Origin of the sequence: Streptomyces sp. NPDC051555 (assembly GCF_044454405.1) — a bacterium.
GTDB lineage: Bacteria > Actinomycetota > Actinomycetes > Streptomycetales > Streptomycetaceae > Streptomyces.
On sequence record NZ_JBITDP010000003.1, the window covers coordinates 435,542 to 451,210 of the forward strand.

The window sequence follows — 15,669 nt, forward strand, 5'->3', positions numbered from 1 at the left end:
CGGAATGCGCACCGGCCGCGGCGTAGGGTGCCGCCTATGTGCGGAATCGTGGGTTACGTGGGAGCGCAATCTGCGCTCGATGTGGTCATCGCCGGACTCAAGCGGTTGGAGTACCGGGGGTACGACTCGGCGGGTGTCGCCGTGCTCGCCGACGGGGGCCTCGCCTCGGTCAAGAAGGCCGGCAAGCTGGTCAATCTGGAGAAGGAACTGGTCGGGCACCCGATGCCGGCCGGTTCCACGGGACTCGGGCACACCCGGTGGGCGACCCACGGCGGGCCCACCGACCTCAACGCCCACCCGCACCTGGACAACGCCGGGCGCGTGGCCGTCGTGCACAACGGCATCATCGAGAACTTCGCCGCGCTGCGGGCCGAACTGACGGAGCGTGGGCACCGGCTGGAGTCCGAGACGGACACCGAGGTCGTCGCCCACCTGCTGGCCGAGCGGTTCGCCGAGGCGGGCGGCGACCTGGCCGAGGCCATGCGGCGCGTGTGCCGGCTGCTGGAGGGCGCGTTCACCCTGGTCGCGGTGCACGCGGACGCCCCGGACGTGGTGGTCGGCGCGCGCCGGAACTCCCCGCTGGTGGTGGGCGTCGGAGAGGGTGAGAACTTCCTCGCCTCGGACGTGGCCGCGTTCATCGCCCACACGCGGTCCGCGATCGAGCTGGGGCAGGACCAGGTCGTCGAGCTGCGCCGCGACGGGGTCTCGGTGACCAACTTCGACGGCTCGGCCGCCTCCGTGCGCGGCTATCACGTCGACTGGGACGCCTCGGCCGCGGAGAAGGGCGGCTACGACTACTTCATGCTCAAGGAGATCGCCGAGCAGCCGAAGGCCGTCGCCGACACCCTCCTCGGCCGGATCGACGCGAGCGGCTCGCTCACCCTGGACGAGGTCCGCATCCCCGCCTCCGTCCTGCGCGAGGTCGACAAGGTCGTCATCGTGGCCTGCGGTACGGCGTACCACGCGGGCATGATCGCGAAGCTGGCCATCGAGCACTGGACGCGGATCCCGTGCGAGACGGAGCTGGCGAGCGAGTTCCGCTACCGGGACCCGATCCTCGACCAGCGCACCCTCGTCATCGCCATCTCGCAGTCCGGCGAGACGATGGACACGCTGATGGCGCTGCGCCACGCCCGGGAGCAGGGCGCGAAGGTGCTGGCCGTCTGCAACACGAACGGGTCGACGATCCCCCGCGAGTCCGACGCCGTCCTGTACACGCACGCCGGTCCGGAGGTGGCCGTCGCCTCGACGAAGGCGTTCTTGACCCAACTGGTCGCCTGCTACCTGGTCGCGCTGTACCTCGGCCAGGTGCGCGGCACGAAGTGGGGCGACGAGATCCGGGCGGTGATCCGCGAACTGTCCGACATCGCGGGCGCGGTGGACGCCGTACTGGAGACCATGGAGCCGGTCCGGGAGCTGGCCCGCTCGCTCGCGGACAAGAACACGGTGCTCTTCCTCGGGCGGCACGTCGGCTACCCGGTGGCGCTGGAGGGCGCGCTCAAGCTCAAGGAGCTGGCGTACATGCACGCCGAGGGCTTCGCGGCGGGGGAGCTCAAGCACGGGCCGATCGCGCTGATCGAGAAGGACGTGCCGGTGGTGGTCGTGGTGCCGTCGCCGAAGGGCCGTTCGGTGCTCCACGACAAGATCGTGTCGAACATCCAGGAGATCCGGGCCCGCGGGGCGCGCACGATCGTGATCGCGGAGGAGGGAGACGACGCGGTGGTCCCGTACGCCGACCACCTGATCCGGATCCCGGCCACGCCGACGCTGCTCCAGCCGCTGGTGGCGACGGTGCCGTTGCAGGTGTTCGCGTGCGAGCTGGCGACGGCGCGGGGCAATGAGGTGGACCAGCCGCGTAACCTCGCCAAGTCCGTGACGGTGGAGTGAGCGAAGCGAGTTCGTAGAAGTGATCATCGGTGTGGGGATCGACGTGGCCGCGATCGACAGGTTCGCGGCGTCGCTGGAGCGTACGCCCAGGCTGGCGCGGCGGCTCTTCGTCGAGACGGAGTTGAACCTGCCGAGCGGCGAGCGGCGCGGACCCGCCTCGCTCGCCGCCCGGTTCGCCGCGAAGGAGGCCCTGGCCAAGGCGCTCGGCGCGCCCGCCGGGATGCTCTGGACCGACGCCGAGGTGTACGTCGAGCCGACCGGGCAGCCGCGGCTGCGGGTGTCCGGGACGGTGGCGGCGCGGGCGCAGGCGCTCGGCGTGCGCTCCTTGCACGTCTCGCTAAGCCACGACGCGGGGGTGGCCTCGGCCGTCGTGATCGCCGAGGGGTGATCGCGGCCGTTGCCGTCCGGGCGACGGGGGGATCGGGCACGCTGGTGCCATGCGTACTGCTTACAGCGTGGAGACCGTACGGGCCGCCGAGCACGAGCTGATGGCGCGGTTGCCCGAAGGTGCCCTGATGCAGCGGGCGGCCGCGGGACTGGCCGCCGTCTGCGCCGGACTGCTCGGGCGGGTGTACGGGGCGCGCGTGGCGCTGCTCGTGGGGACCGGGGACAACGGCGGTGACGCGCTCTACGCGGGCGCGCGCCTGGCGCGCAGGGGCGCGGGGGTGACGGCCGTGCTCCTGGACCCCGAGCGGGTGCACGCGGGGGGACTGGCCGCGCTGCGGGCCGTCGGGGGCCGGCAGGCCGAGCGCGTGCCGGAGCGGGTGGACCTGGTCGTGGACGGACTGCTGGGCATCGGCGGGCGCGGTGGGCTGCGTCCGGCGGCGGCCGCGCTGGTGGCGCAGGTGCCCCGCGGTGCGCGGGTGGTCGCGGTGGACCTGCCGAGCGGGGTGGACGCGGACACCGGAGAGGTCGCGGGTGCGGCCGTACGGGCCGACGTCACCGTGACGTTCGGGGCGTACAAGCCGGGGCTGCTGATCGACCCCGGGGCCGAGCGGGCCGGGGTGGTGCGGTTGGTGGAGATCGGGCTGACGCTGCCGGACACCGCCGTGGCGCAGGCCCTCCAGCACGCCGACGTGGGCGCGCTGCTGCCCGTACCCACGGCGGAGAGCGACAAGTACCGGCGCGGGGTCGTGGGCGTCGTCGCCGGGTCGGAGCAGTATCCGGGGGCGGCGGTGCTGTCCGTCGCGGGTGCGCTGCGGGGCGGGGCGGGGGCCGTGCGGTACGTCGGGCCCGCGCGCGCGGCGGAGATGGTGCTGGCGCGGTACCCCGAGACGCTGGTCGGGCGCGGCCGGGTGCAGTCCTGGGTGGTGGGGCCGGGGTTGGGGTCGGGGCGCGAGGGCGAGGTCGCGGAGCTGCTGGCGGGTGCGGCGGCGGACGGCGCGGCGGTGCTGGTGGACGCGGACGGGCTGCGGGGGCTGGACCCCGCGGCGCTGCGGGCGCACCCGTGGCCGGTGCTGCTGACCCCGCACGCGGGGGAGGCGGCGGCGCTGCTGGGGGTGGGGCGTGCGGAGGTGGAGGGGGCGCGGTTGGCTTCCGTGCGGGAGTTGGCGGGGCGGTACGGGGTCGCGGTGCTGCTGAAGGGGTCGACGACGTTGGTTGCGGGTGCGGGTGCGGGTGCGGGTGCGGGTGCGGGGTCTGGGGCGGGGCCGGTTCGGGTGAATGCCACGGGGACGCCGTGGTTGGCCACCGCGGGCAGTGGTGACGTGCTGTCGGGGGTGGCGGGGGCGTTGTTGGCGGCGGGGCTGGGGGCGGTGGACGCGGGGGCGGTGGCGGCGTACCTGCACGGGCTGGCGGGGCGGCGGGCGGCCTCGGGGGGGCCGGTGCTGGCGCACGGGGTGGCGGAGGCGGTGCCGGGGGCTTGGCGGGACGTCTCGTTCCCGGCGGGTTCCGGTCCGTCCTGACGCCGGTTGCCCCCGACGGGTCGGTGCGGGTCCGTGGGGCCTGCGGCGGGTCCTCAAGCGCCGGACGGGCTGGGGGTGGGCGCGGGCCGCGGTCGTGCCGGGGACCCGCAGGAGCGTCTCCTCGGCTCGCGGCCGCGGGGGGTCGGATGGTGTGGCCAGTGGGGACCGCTCGTCCTGCGGGGACGCCCCTGCGGGTCCCCGTCCCGACCGCGACCCGCGCCGCGGGGGCGGGGGCGTTCGGTGGGGACCGCTCGTCCTGCGGGGACGCCCCTGCGGGTCCCCGTCCCGACCGCGACCCGCGCCGTGGGGCGGGAGCCGGGGCGCGGGAAACCTGGTCAAGGTGTGGGCTCCTCGGGTGCTTGAGCGGCGCGCTGGTGGGGTTCTGAGACACTTGCGGCGATGAACGAGACACCGCCGCGCGTACACGCCGAGATCGATCTTGACGCCGTACGGGGGAACGTGCGCGCATTGCGCGACCGGGCACCCCGGGCCGAGCTGATGGCCGTCGTCAAGTCGGACGCCTATGGTCACGGGGCCGTGGCCTGTGCCAGGGCTGCCCAGGAGGCGGGCGCGACCTGGCTCGGTACGGCGACCCCGCAGGAGGCCTTCGCCCTGCGCGACGCGGGCATCGAGGGCCGGGTCATGTGCTGGCTGTGGACCCCCGGTGGGCCCTGGCAGGAGGCCGTCGAGCGTGATGTCGACGTCGCCGTGAGCGGGCTGTGGGCGCTGGAGGAGGTGCGGGCGGCCGCGCGTGTCGCCGGGCGCACGGCCAGGATCCAGCTCAAGGCCGACACCGGCCTCGGCCGCAACGGCTGCCAGCCCGCCGACTGGGCCGAACTGGTCGGCGCCGCCGTCGCCGCCGAGGCCGAGGGCACCGTCAAGGTCACCGGCCTGTGGTCGCACTTCGCGTGTGCCGACGAGCCCGGCCACCCCTCCATCCAGCTCCAGCTGACCGCCTTCCGCGAGATGGTCGGCTACGCGGAGAAGGAGGGCCTGGAGCCCGAGGTCCGGCACATCGCCAATTCCCCGGCCACGCTGACGCTCCCCGAGAGCCACTTCGACCTGGTGCGCTGCGGGCTCGCTGTCTACGGGGTCTCGCCCGCTCCGGAGCTGGGCACCTCCGCCCAGCTCGGGCTGCGCCCAGCGATGACGCTCAAGGCCTCGGTGGCGCTGGTCAAGGACGTGCCGGGCGGCCACGGCGTCAGCTACGGGCACCACTACACGACGCCGTGCGACACGCGGCTCGCCCTGATCCCGGCCGGGTACGCCGACGGCATCCCGCGGCACGCCTCGGGCACCGGCCCGGTGCTGGTCGGCGGTGCGGTGCGGACGGTGGCCGGGCGGGTGGCCATGGACCAGTTCGTGGTGGACCTCGGGCCCGGCGCGGACGTGCGCTCCGGTGACGAGGCCGTCATCTTCGGCCCGGGCGACGCGGGCGAGCCGACCGCGGAGGACTGGGCGCGGGCCGCGGGCACCATCGCCTACGAGATCGTCACGCGGATCGGGTCCCGGGTGCCCCGGGTGCATCTCCATGCGTGATCGGGTGATCCTTACGGGTGGTTCCTGTGTCAGGCTGATTGTTGGTTTGTCCGGTACGTCTGGGTTTCATGGCTGAGTGAGGTCGGCGTGAGCGAGAACTGGCGAAAGGCGGGCTGGGCGGGCGCCGCGATCGGCGTCGTGGCGGCGGGTGCGGCGGCCGGAGTGGCCGTCGAGCGGCTCACGGTCGGCCGTGGGATCCGGGCGAAGGCGCGCCTCGCGCTCGACGCGTCGGGCCCCTACGGCACCCTGCGCGGCGCCGAGGGCACGTGCCGCGCCGAGGACGGCACGCTGCTCCACTACGAGAGCGACGAGCTCCCCGAGGACGGCGCCAAGCGCCGCCGCCTGCGCCGCAAGCCCGCTCCGGCCGCCACCGTCGTCTTCTGCCACGGCTACTGCCTCGCCCAGGACTCCTGGCACTTCCAGCGCGCCGCGCTGCGCGGGGTGGTCCGCGCCGTGTACTGGGACCAGCGCAGCCACGGCCGCTCCGCGCGCGGCCTCGCGCAGGCGGACGGCGAACCGGTCACCATCGACCAGCTCGGCCGCGACCTCAAGGCCGTCATCGACGCGGCCGCGCCCGAGGGGCCGCTGGTCCTCGTGGGCCACTCCATGGGCGGCATGACGATCATGGCGCTGGCGGCCCAGTACCCCGAGCTGGTGCGCGACCGGGTGGTCGGCGTGGCACTCGTGGGCACCTCCAGCGGCCGGCTCGGCGAGGTGACGTACGGGCTCCCCTCGGTCGGGGTCAGCGCGGTGCGCCGGGTGCTTCCGGGGGTGCTGCGCGCGCTGTGCTCGCAGGTCGAGCTGGTGGAGAAGGGGCGCCGGGCCACCGCGGACCTCTTCGCGGGCATGATCAAGCGGTACTCGTTCGGCTCGCCGGACGTGGACCCGGACGTGGCGCGCTTCGCCGAGCGGCTGATCGAGGCGACCCCGATCGACGTGGTCGCCGAGTTCTTCCCGGCGATCATGCTTCACGACAAGACGGCCGCCCTCCAGCACTTCGCGGACCTCCCCGTCACCGTGGTCGCCGGGGACCGCGACATGATCACCCCGCCCGAGCACAGCGTGGCGATCGCCGCCGAGCTGCCGGACGCGGAGCTGGTGGTCCTGGAGGAGACCGGCCACCTGATGATGCTGGAGCGCCCGGAGACCGTCACCGCACTGCTGACCGACCTCCTCGCGCGCACGGGCGCGGTCCCGGCAGCGACTAACGTTGGCGGGCATGGAAGCACCGCTGCAAGCACCGCACGACCGGGCGGCTGAGGCCGCGACCGGCCGTGCTCTGATCACGATCGATTCCCCCGACGCCATGCGGGACCTGGGCCGCCAGCTCGCCGCGCTGCTGCGCCCCGGTGACCTCGTCCTGCTGACCGGTGAGCTCGGTGCGGGCAAGACCACCCTGACCCGGGGCCTCGGCGAGGGCCTCGGCGTGCGCGGGGCCGTGACCTCGCCGACCTTCGTGATCGCCCGGGTGCACCCGCCGCTGGGCGACGGTCCGGCGCTGGTCCACGTGGACGCGTACCGGCTCGGCGGCGGGCTGGACGAGATGGAGGACCTGGACCTCGACGTCTCGCTGCCCGAGTCCGTGGTCGTCGTCGAATGGGGCGACGGCAAGGTGGAGGAGCTCTCCGACGACCGGTTGCACGTGGTGATCGCGCGCGCGGTCGGCCACGAGGAGGTCCTCGACGACGTGCGCCAGGTGTCGGTGTACGGGGTGGGCGCGCGCTGGGCGGACGCGGGGATCGCGGCGCTGGCCGGCGGGTCCCAGGTGTAGTTCCGGTGAAGTAGGTCCTTGCGGCCCGGTCCTTGCGTCCCTTTCGAGGGGTGCGGGCCGGGCCGTTCGCGTGCGGGCCTGGACGTTCCGACAAGGTTCCGACGGGTACCGACAAGGTGTCGGCAAAATGTTGCGCCGATGGTCGGTGGCGTGATGACATGGTACCGAGAGCTGGTTAGGTATACCTAACTTCGACGTCGGTCGAGCGCCCAGGAGGCAGCCATGTCGGCAGCAGAGCGTGTTCCCCGCCCGTCCGGGGCGTCCGCAGTCGCGCCCGGGCCCTCGATGGGCGCGCTGCTCGCGTCCTGTCTCGCCGCCACCGCCGTGTCGACCCCGCCCGCGCGGCCGGCCGCGTCCACACCCGCGCCCGCGCCCGTACGCACGCAGGCCGCTCCGGAGTCCGAAGCGGCCTGAGTCCTGTGCGTGTCACCCGTTCGGGTCAATCCGGCGGTCGTCCCGCAGGAGCCGCGCGCGCCGTCACGCGACGACGTTGACCCGCGTGCCGATCGTGGCGAAGTTCCACATCGCGTCGCCGTCGGCCCGCGTCATGCGGATGCCGCCGGTCTTCTTCGTCGCGTCCGGCTCCGGCGTCGCGCCGTCCTTACGGGCGCTGAAACCGATCACGACCCCGTCGGTCGTCGCGAACCGCACGATGTGTTCGACCGCCGCGCCGTCGGACCCGGTGACCGCGCCCTGGCGCGTGTCGACCGAGTAGCTGCCGGTCTTGGGGTGCACCGTGCTCGGCATCACCGAGAAGGTCTTCGTCTCCACGCCGTCCCCGCCCACCAGCCAGACCCGCTTCTGGGACACGGAGTAGACGACGCGCACGCCCTTGCCCGAGTCGGCCGGGACCGGCCCCGGCTTGCCCGGCGCCTCGGGTGCGGTGGACTGGCTCGGCGCGGTGGAGGGGGCCGGCTGCTGGGCGGCCGGTGCCGGGCGGGCCGGAGCGCTCGCCGACGCCTGGTAGCCGAGGAAACCGACCGCTGCCAGTGCCGCGGCGGTGAGCCCGGCCACGATTCCCGAGCTGCTGCGTGCCACCTTGCTCCACCTCTCCGCTGCCTTCGGGTCCCCCGGTTTCCCGAGGGCCCCCGCGGGGATCCACCGCTCGGTGGCTCCCGCTGCTACACCCGCGCTGACGGTAGCAGCCGGGCCGCCGCTCGACCGGCCGCAAGGGGCCCGGGCCGCGGAGTCGTAGGCTGTTCGCGTGCTCTTGCTCGCTGTAGATACCGCCACGCCCGCCGTCACCGTCGCCCTGCACGACGGTGAGTCCGTCGTCGCCGAGGCCCACCAGGTCGACGCCCGCCGCCACGGGGAGCTGTTGCTGCCCTCCGTGGACAAGGTCCTCACCGAAGCCGGGCTGAAGCTCGACGCGGTGACCGGCGTCGTCGTGGGCGTGGGCCCCGGCCCGTACACCGGGCTGCGCGTCGGCCTCGTCACCGCCTCCACCTTCGCCTCCGTCCTCGGCGTGCCGGTGCACGGTCTGTGCACCCTGGACGGGCTGGCCTACGCCGCCCGGGACACCGGGATCGAGGGCCCCTTCGTGGTGGCCACCGACGCCCGCCGCAAGGAGGTGTACTGGGCCCGCTACGAGGACCCGCGCACCCGGGTCACCGAGCCCGCCGTGGACCGCCCGGCCGACATCGCCGAGCAGCTCGCCGGACTGCCCGTGGTGGGCGCGGGCGCGCTGCTCTACCCCGACCACTTCCCGGACGCGCGCGGCCCCGAGCACCAGTCGGCCGGCGCGCTGGCCGCCCTGGCCGCGGAGCGGCTTGCGGCGGGGGCGGAGTTCCTCCCGCCGACCCCGCTGTACCTGCGCCGCCCCGACGCCCAGGTGCCCAAGAACTACAAGGTGGTCACACCCCAGTGACGGCCCCGACCGCGCCGCCCGCCCCGGCCGTCCTGCTGCGCGAGATGCGCTGGTGGGACATCGGGTCCGTGCTGGAGCTGGAGCAGGAGCTCTTCCCCGAGGACGCCTGGTCCGCGGGGATGTTCTGGTCCGAGCTGGCGCACGCCCGCGGGCCGCTGGCCACCCGCCGCTACGTGGTCGCCGAGGAAGCGGACGGCGGCCGCCTGGTCGGCTACGCCGGGCTCGCCGCCGTCGGCGACCTGGGCGACGTACAGACCATCGCGGCGGCCCGCGATCAGTGGGGGACCGGGCTCGGCGCCCGGCTGCTCACCGATCTGCTCGGCGCCGCCACCGCCTTCGAATGCGCCGAAGTGCTGCTGGAGGTACGGGTGGACAACACCCGCGCCCAGCGGCTCTACGAGCGCTTCGGCTTCGAGCCGATCGGCTTCCGGCGCGGCTACTACCAGCCCGGAAACATCGACGCGCTCGTGATGCGACTCTCCGATCCCGCACGTTCCGTCCCCTTGGACGGACCAGTTCAAGGTGAATCCCATGGCTGACGAACCGCTCGTCCTCGGCATCGAGACGTCCTGCGACGAAACCGGCGTCGGCGTGGTGCGCGGCACCACGCTCCTCGCCGACGCGATCGCCTCCAGCGTGGACGAGCACGCGCGCTTCGGCGGGGTCGTGCCCGAGGTGGCCTCGCGCGCACACCTGGAAGCGATGGTCCCGACCATCGAGCGCGCCCTGAAGGAGGCCGGGGTCAGCGCCCGCGACCTCGACGGCATCGCCGTGACCGCGGGCCCCGGCCTGGCCGGGGCGCTGCTGGTCGGCGTATCGGCGGCGAAGGCCTACGCCTACGCGCTCGGCAAGCCGCTCTACGGCGTGAACCACCTGGCCTCCCACATCTGCGTGGACCAGCTGGAGCACGGGCCGCTGCCGGAGCCCACGATGGCCCTGCTGGTCTCCGGCGGCCACTCCTCGCTGCTGCTGGCCCCGGACATCACGAGCGACGTACGGCCGCTGGGCGCGACCATCGACGACGCGGCGGGCGAGGCCTTCGACAAGATCGCGCGGGTGCTCCAGCTGGGCTTCCCGGGCGGTCCGGTCATCGACCGGCTCGCGCGCGAGGGCGACCCGAAGGCGATCAACTTCCCGCGCGGGCTGACCGGGCCGCGCGACGCCGCGTACGACTTCTCCTTCTCCGGGCTCAAGACCGCCGTGGCGCGCTGGATCGAGGCGAAGCGCAAGGCCGGGGAGGAGGTGCCGGTGCGCGACGTGGCCGCGTCCTTCCAGGAGGCCGTGGTGGACGTGCTGACGCGCAAGGCGATCCGCGCCTGCAAGGACGAGGGCGTCGACCACCTGATGATCGGCGGCGGCGTGGCGGCCAACTCGCGGCTGCGCTCGCTGGCGCAGGAGCGCTGCGACGACGCCGGGATCGTGCTGCGGGTGCCGCGGCCGAAGCTGTGCACGGACAACGGCGCGATGGTGGCGGCGCTGGGCGCGGAGATGGTCAAGCGGAACCGGCCGGCCTCGGACTGGGACCTCTCGGCGGACTCCTCGCTGCCGGTGACCGAACCGCACGTGCCCGGTACGTCGCACGAGCACGGTGACGGGCACGGGCACGCGCACGGCCACGCGCACGACCACGATCACGTGCACGAGCTGAGCAAGGACAACCTGTACTCATGAGCACCACCATGGCCGTGATGTGGGAGGCCCGGGCCGCCGACGGCCGGGGCAACGAGCTGCTGGAATGGGCCCGTTCGCAGGTGCTCGCCCGTGAACCGGTGCGCCGCGAGGTGTTCCGGGCGCCGCAGGACCGGGTCCTGGTCATCACCTGGTGGGAGGTGGGCGCCGGTGCGGGCGACGGCGCGGACGCGCTGCCCGAACTGCCCGAACCGGCCGCCGACCTGATCGCCCGGCCGGTGCACCGGTGGCGCTTCGAGTCCGTGGAGCGGACCGGCGGCTGACCGGTGGCCGGCCCGCACCCGGCCCGCACCCGGCCCGGGCCCGGGCGGCTCCGGAGTGCCGCTATCGTCATGCGCATGCCCCGCAGTGACCTGCCGCCACCGCCGCCGCCCGCGCACCTGCGCGCATGGCTGGACGCCCACGCCGTCCGGGCCGACCGGGCCCGCTACCTGGGGGAGTTGGAGCGGCTGAGCCTGGGCACGGGGCGGCTGTTGCTGCTCTGGGCGGTCAGCGCCGTCTTCGCCCTCGGCTGGTCCTTCGTCGGCATGGCGCTGATGGCCTTCGAAGAGGGCGGCCTGACCGAGCAGTTCGTCGGCGTCGTCTTCCTGGTCCTGGGTGCGGGGGTCCTCGTACCGGCCGGATTCTGGTTCGTGTGGGGCGCCAAGCGGGACCGCCGGGTGCGCCAACTGCTCTCCGCGTGGGCCGAGTCCGACCGCGATCCGGTCAACGACGCCCGGCTGCGGATGCCCGGGCGGAGCCTGGCGTGGTTGCTGTCCTCACTGGTCCTGTGCGGGCTCGGGCTGTGGGTGACCTTCGGGAGCGCGAGCGCCGCCCGACCCGGCTCGGAGACCTACGGCGAGGTGGCCTCTCTGATGGGCCTCGGGATGATCCTGTGGATCACCGGGCTGCTGGGTGCGGGCAAGGCGGCGGCGCACTACCGGTGGGCCCTGCGGGCCTTCCGCCCGCTCCGGCGCCCGCCGGCCGTGCCGCCCGGGGCGGGCCCGCCGGGGGTCGCACCGCCCGGGAGCGCCGCCGCCGTCACCCCTGGGGCGTCGGTACCGGTGCAGGAGCGCCGATCAGCATCGAAGGAGCGCCCGCCACTCGGGTCAGGATGACCGTCGCGGAGTTCGGCCCCTGCGGTTTGACCTTGCGGCGCAGCTCTTCCGGTTCGATCGCGGAGCCGCGCTTCTTGACGGTCAGGATGCCCACTCCGCGCTCGCGCAGCAGGGCCTTGAGCTTCTTGAGGCCGAAGGGCAGCACGTCGGTGATCTCGTAGGCGGTGGCGTACGGCGTCGCGCGCAGTTCGTCGGCGGTGATGTAGGCGATGGTCGGGTCGATCAGCCGCCCGTCGAGCTGCTCGGCGACCTCGGCGACGAGGTGGGCGCGGATGACCGCGCCGTCCGGTTCGTAGAGGTAGCGGCCCACCGGTCCGGCTTCCGGGTCGGGCAGCGGGTCCTCGGTGCGCAGCGTGCGCGGTCCGGGGAGCAGGGTCGCGCGGATGGCGCCGGGCGAGGTCCCGAACCAGAGCACGGCTTCCTTCACGTCCCCTCCGTCGGAGATCCACTCGGCCTCGGCCTCGGCGGGGACGGCCTCGTGCGGGATCCCGGGGGCGATCTTGATGGCCGCGTACTTCGCCGCGCGGGCGGTCTCCACGGCCCAGGACAGCGGCGGCGAGTACCCCTCGGGGTCGAAGATCCTCCCGCGTCCGCCGCGCCGCGCCGGGTCGAGGAAGACGGCGTCGTAGCCGGCGGTGTCGACCTCGGTGACATCGGCCTCCACGACCTCGATCAGGTCGGCCAGCCCCAGCGCCTCGGCGTTCGCGCGGGCGACGGCGACGGTCAGCGGGTCCCGGTCCACGGCGAGCACCCGGATCCCGGCGCGGGCCAGCGCCAGCGCGTCCCCGCCGATGCCGCAGCACAGGTCGGCGACCGACCGTACGCCGAGTGCGGCGATCCGCTCGGCGCGGTACGTCGCCACGGCCGCCCGGGTGGCCATCTCGCCGCCGCCGGGCGTGAAGTACATCCGGTACGCGTCGTCGGCCCCGAACTTCACCACCGCGCGCTGGCGCAGCCGGGCCTGCCCGAGGGCGGCGGAGACCAGCTCGGCGGGGTGTTCGCGGCGCAGCCGGGTGGCCACGGCCAGCTCCTGGGCCGGGTCGTAGTCGCGCAGCGAGTCGAGCAGGGCGCGGCCCTCGGGGGCGAGCAGGGCGGCGAAGTCTTCGGGGTTCACCGCTTCATTGTCGGACAGTTTGGGCCACTCGATGGATCGTCCGCCGCCGGTCGCGGTGTCGCCGCGGGAGGGCGGGGGCCGGGTGCCAGGATGCGCAGCTATGCAGCTAGTAGGAAAAAACGGAAATAAGTCGCGTATGGGTCACCGAGTCGCGGGCACGCGCGGCCGGTACGGGGTGGCGCTGGCCGCGCTGCTGGTCGCCGCCCTCGGGACGGCCTGCGGCTCGACCGGGTCCGCCCCCGCGGTGAAGGACAAGAAGGCGGAGACCGGCCGCAGCGGCGCCCAGGGCGGCCCCGCGGTCAGCGCCCAGCAGCTCCAGCAGGCACGGGCCCTCGCCGCCAAGAAGTGGGGGCTGGCCCAGGCACCGCTCGCCGCTCCCGCGGCGCCGAAGACCAAGCCGGAGATCACCTTCCGCAAGGGCTTCGAGGTGGAGGACGGTGACGAGCTCCCGCCGGTCTTCACGACCGTGCCCACCGAGGACAAGGTCGTCTTCCTGACGATCGACGACGGGGCCGAGAAGGACCCCGAGTTCCTGAAGATGATGCAGGAGCTGAAGATCCCGTACACGGCGTTCCTCAGCGACTACCTGGTGCGCGACAACTACGCGTACTTCAAGGAGATGCAGTCCGCGGGCGTCTCCCTCAACAACCACACGCTCAACCACCGCTACCTGCCCGCCCTCTCCTACGAGAAGCAGCGCCAGGAGATCTGCGGCATGCAGGACACCATCCAGAAGGAGTTCGGCAAGCGGCCGACCCTATTCCGCCCGCCGTACGGCAACTACAACCAGGACACGCTGCGCGCCGCGAAGTCGTGCGGAGTGAAGGCCGTTCCGATCTGGAACGCGGAGGCGTTCACGGACAGAATGGACTGGCGGGAAGAGGACAAGGACCTGCACCCCGGCGACATCATCCTCACGCACTTCCGGGGGCGGGAGGACTGGAAGGGCACGATGCCTGACATGATCCGCCAGGTGATGAAGACCGTCACGGCGAAGGGATACGCCGTGGCCCGCTTGGAGGATTACTTGTGAGCATCGCGCGCCGGTTGACGGCCGGAACGCTGGCGGCCGGCGCGCTCGCGCTGTCCCTTTCGGGGTGCGGGAACAGCGTGGACCCCATCGAGCGGCTCGGCCGCAAGACGGCGCAGGCGTCGCAGGGAACCGCGACGGACGGCACGGGCCCGGGAGGCGGCAGCGCCAAGCCGTCCCCCGCGCCCTCCGCGAGCGCCTCCGCGAACGACGCCCACAAGCGGTGGGGCCTCGCCAAGCCGCTGGAATTCGCGGCGAAGCCCGCGCAGAAGCCGCAGTTCCCGAAGGCCGGGCCGGGCAAGATACCCGTGGTGAACCGCATACCCGTGCCCGCCGGGGAGAAGACCGTCTTCCTGACCTTCGACGACGGCGCGGAGAAGAACCCCGAGTTCCTGAAGATGGCGGCCGACCTCAAGCTGCCGATCAGCATGTTCCTGACGGACAACATCGCCTCGTCGGACTACGGGCACTTCCAGTCGCTCCGCGACAACGGCTCGCACAGCACGATAAACAACCACACGCTGACCCACCCGAACCTGCGCACGCTGTCCTTCGCGGCGCAGAAGAAGGAGATATGCGGTCAGCAGGAACGCCTGGAGAAGCGCTTCGGCGCCAAGCCGACCCTCTTCCGCCCGCCGTACGGCAACTACAACGACGACACCCTGCGCGCCGCCTCGGAGTGCGGACTCTCGTACGCGGTCCTGTGGCAGGCGTCGATGCAGATCAACAACTTCCAGTACGCCGAGGGCGACGCCCTGAAGCCCGGTGACATCGTCCTCGCCCACTTCCGCGGCCCGGCCGAGCTGAAGGGCGCGACGGAGATCGAGATGACGACCCGGATGCTCCAGCGCATACAGGAGCAGGGCTACCGGATCGGGCGCCTGGAGGACTACCTCTAGGGGTCCTCCGCCGGGCCGCTGAGCCGGGCCGCTGCGGCGGGCCGGAAAAGGGCGGGCGGCCCCGGCCGGGTGCTCGTTAGGCTGCGCACATGCGCGCACCGGCCCCCGAGATCCAGTCGATGACCACCTTCATGTCCGGCTTCGCCCGTAGGCAGGCGGAGCGGACGGTCGGCCTGGCCGGCGGGTTCGCCGCGCTCGACGACACCTTCCACCACTCCCGGGCCGACAACCAGGTCGTCATCGACGCCCCCGCCGCCCTGGATCCCGACGCGCTCCCCGCCCTCGCCGACGAGGCGCTCGGGCACCTGCCCTTCCGGCTGGTCAGCGTCCTGGACGAGGCGGTCGGAGCCGCCGCGGCCCCGTCCATGGTCCGGGCCGGCTACACCCACCTGACCCTGGTCGTCCTGCGGCACACCGGACCGGTGCCGGCCGCCGCCGAGGTGCCCGCCGCCGGGGAGGTGGACCTGGCGGCCTTCCGCGAGCCGCTCGCCCGCCGCTGGCGCGGGTTCCTCCCGAAGGCCGAGGCGGCGGAGCTGGACCAGCTCGTGGCCCGGCGCCGGGCCCGCCTGCGGGGCGCCGCCGACGTGCGCTTCCTGGGCGCCCGCAGCGCCGAGGGGGACGTCGCCGCCTGGTGCGACCTCTACCTCGACCCGGCCTCGGGCACCGCACAGATCGAGGACCTGATGACCGCCGAGGAGCACCTGGGCCGCGGCCACGGCGACGCGGTCCTCGGCGCGGCCCTGCGCGCGGCCGCCGACGCCGGCTGCGGCACGCGCTTCCTCACCGCCGACGAGGCCGACTGGCCCCGGCACTGGTACGCGCGCCGGGGCTTCGTCCAGGTGGGCCGGGTGCACGTCTTCGACCGCGGCTGA

At 73.7% G+C, this 15,669-nt stretch carries 17 protein-coding genes; 15 read left to right on the forward strand and 2 right to left on the reverse strand.

All coding sequences use genetic code 11. The features are described from left to right. Positions 1 to 36: 36 nt before the first annotated feature. From glmS to ACIBEA_RS10515, 7 genes are all read left to right on the forward strand, one after another. Positions 37 to 1,887: a glutamine--fructose-6-phosphate transaminase (isomerizing) gene (gene glmS, locus ACIBEA_RS10485; protein ID WP_399259421.1), complete on the forward strand. Its 1,851-nt coding sequence runs from the start codon at positions 37 to 39 to the stop codon at positions 1,885 to 1,887. Positions 1,888 to 1,906: 19 nt separating this feature from the next. Beyond that, complete coding sequence (locus tag ACIBEA_RS10490) at positions 1,907 to 2,275, forward strand: holo-ACP synthase (RefSeq protein WP_399259422.1); 369 nt, start codon at positions 1,907 to 1,909, stop codon at positions 2,273 to 2,275. 49 nt (positions 2,276 to 2,324) lie between these two features. After that, on the forward strand, positions 2,325 to 3,791 hold the full coding sequence (locus ACIBEA_RS10495; RefSeq protein ID WP_399259423.1) for an NAD(P)H-hydrate epimerase: 1,467 nt from the start codon (positions 2,325 to 2,327) through the stop codon (positions 3,789 to 3,791). Positions 3,792 to 4,190: 399 nt separating this feature from the next. Further along, positions 4,191 to 5,330, forward strand: a complete 1,140-nt coding sequence (gene alr, locus ACIBEA_RS10500) for an alanine racemase (protein WP_399259424.1) — start codon at positions 4,191 to 4,193, stop codon at positions 5,328 to 5,330. Positions 5,331 to 5,417: 87 nt separating this feature from the next. After that, a complete protein-coding gene (locus ACIBEA_RS10505; RefSeq protein WP_399259425.1) occupies positions 5,418 to 6,590 on the forward strand; it encodes an alpha/beta fold hydrolase in 1,173 nt (390 codons plus the stop codon). After that, positions 6,550 to 7,101, forward strand: coding sequence for a tRNA (adenosine(37)-N6)-threonylcarbamoyltransferase complex ATPase subunit type 1 TsaE (gene tsaE, locus ACIBEA_RS10510; RefSeq protein WP_399259426.1), 552 nt, complete (start codon positions 6,550 to 6,552; stop codon positions 7,099 to 7,101). Before ACIBEA_RS10505 ends, tsaE begins: the two co-directional genes overlap by 41 nt. Positions 7,102 to 7,323: 222 nt before the next feature. Further along, the gene (locus ACIBEA_RS10515) at positions 7,324 to 7,515 is read left to right on the forward strand and encodes a hypothetical protein (RefSeq protein ID WP_399259427.1); all 192 of its coding nucleotides are present in this window, start codon (positions 7,324 to 7,326) and stop codon (positions 7,513 to 7,515) included. Between the two features lie 63 nt (positions 7,516 to 7,578). Here ACIBEA_RS10515 and ACIBEA_RS10520 read toward each other — a convergent pair whose 3' ends face one another. Then, entirely contained in the window at positions 7,579 to 8,139 is a 561-nt protein-coding gene (locus ACIBEA_RS10520) for a hypothetical protein (protein ID WP_399259428.1), read from the reverse strand. Between the two features lie 166 nt (positions 8,140 to 8,305). Between ACIBEA_RS10520 and tsaB the strand changes: the two genes are divergently transcribed. The 5 genes from tsaB to ACIBEA_RS10545 all read left to right on the forward strand — a co-directional run bounded on the left by tsaB (position 8,306) and on the right by ACIBEA_RS10545 (position 11,754). Then, entirely contained in the window at positions 8,306 to 8,968 is a 663-nt protein-coding gene (tsaB, locus tag ACIBEA_RS10525) for a tRNA (adenosine(37)-N6)-threonylcarbamoyltransferase complex dimerization subunit type 1 TsaB (protein WP_399259429.1), read from the forward strand. 44 nt (positions 8,969 to 9,012) lie between these two features. Beyond that, positions 9,013 to 9,507: a ribosomal protein S18-alanine N-acetyltransferase gene (gene rimI, locus ACIBEA_RS10530; RefSeq protein ID WP_399259542.1), complete on the forward strand. Its 495-nt coding sequence runs from the start codon at positions 9,013 to 9,015 to the stop codon at positions 9,505 to 9,507. Next, on the forward strand, positions 9,500 to 10,639 hold the full coding sequence (gene tsaD, locus ACIBEA_RS10535) for a tRNA (adenosine(37)-N6)-threonylcarbamoyltransferase complex transferase subunit TsaD (RefSeq protein WP_399259430.1): 1,140 nt from the start codon (positions 9,500 to 9,502) through the stop codon (positions 10,637 to 10,639). The genes rimI and tsaD overlap by 8 nt, the downstream gene beginning before the upstream one ends. Beyond that, positions 10,636 to 10,920 carry a hypothetical protein gene (locus tag ACIBEA_RS10540; protein WP_399259431.1) on the forward strand — a complete coding sequence of 95 codons (285 nt, stop codon included), beginning with the start codon at positions 10,636 to 10,638 and terminating at the stop codon, positions 10,918 to 10,920. Before tsaD ends, ACIBEA_RS10540 begins: the two co-directional genes overlap by 4 nt. 75 nt (positions 10,921 to 10,995) lie before the next feature. Then, a complete protein-coding gene (locus tag ACIBEA_RS10545) occupies positions 10,996 to 11,754 on the forward strand; it encodes a hypothetical protein (protein WP_399259432.1) in 759 nt (252 codons plus the stop codon). Here ACIBEA_RS10545 and ACIBEA_RS10550 read toward each other — a convergent pair. Continuing rightward, entirely contained in the window at positions 11,678 to 12,868 is a 1,191-nt protein-coding gene (locus tag ACIBEA_RS10550) for a methyltransferase domain-containing protein (RefSeq protein WP_399259433.1), read from the reverse strand. The genes ACIBEA_RS10545 and ACIBEA_RS10550 overlap by 77 nt on opposite strands. Before the next feature lie 136 nt (positions 12,869 to 13,004). On the opposite strand from ACIBEA_RS10550, the gene ACIBEA_RS10555 reads away from it, so the two are divergent. The 3 genes from ACIBEA_RS10555 to ACIBEA_RS10565 all read left to right on the forward strand — a co-directional run bounded on the left by ACIBEA_RS10555 (position 13,005) and on the right by ACIBEA_RS10565 (position 15,669). Then, positions 13,005 to 13,901 carry a polysaccharide deacetylase family protein gene (locus tag ACIBEA_RS10555; protein ID WP_399259434.1) on the forward strand — a complete coding sequence of 299 codons (897 nt, stop codon included), beginning with the start codon at positions 13,005 to 13,007 and terminating at the stop codon, positions 13,899 to 13,901. Beyond that, positions 13,898 to 14,797: a polysaccharide deacetylase family protein gene (locus ACIBEA_RS10560; protein ID WP_399259435.1), complete on the forward strand. Its 900-nt coding sequence runs from the start codon at positions 13,898 to 13,900 to the stop codon at positions 14,795 to 14,797. Before ACIBEA_RS10555 ends, ACIBEA_RS10560 begins: the two co-directional genes overlap by 4 nt. A gap of 89 nt (positions 14,798 to 14,886) precedes the next feature. Then, complete coding sequence (locus ACIBEA_RS10565; RefSeq protein WP_399259436.1) at positions 14,887 to 15,669, forward strand: GNAT family N-acetyltransferase; 783 nt, start codon at positions 14,887 to 14,889, stop codon at positions 15,667 to 15,669.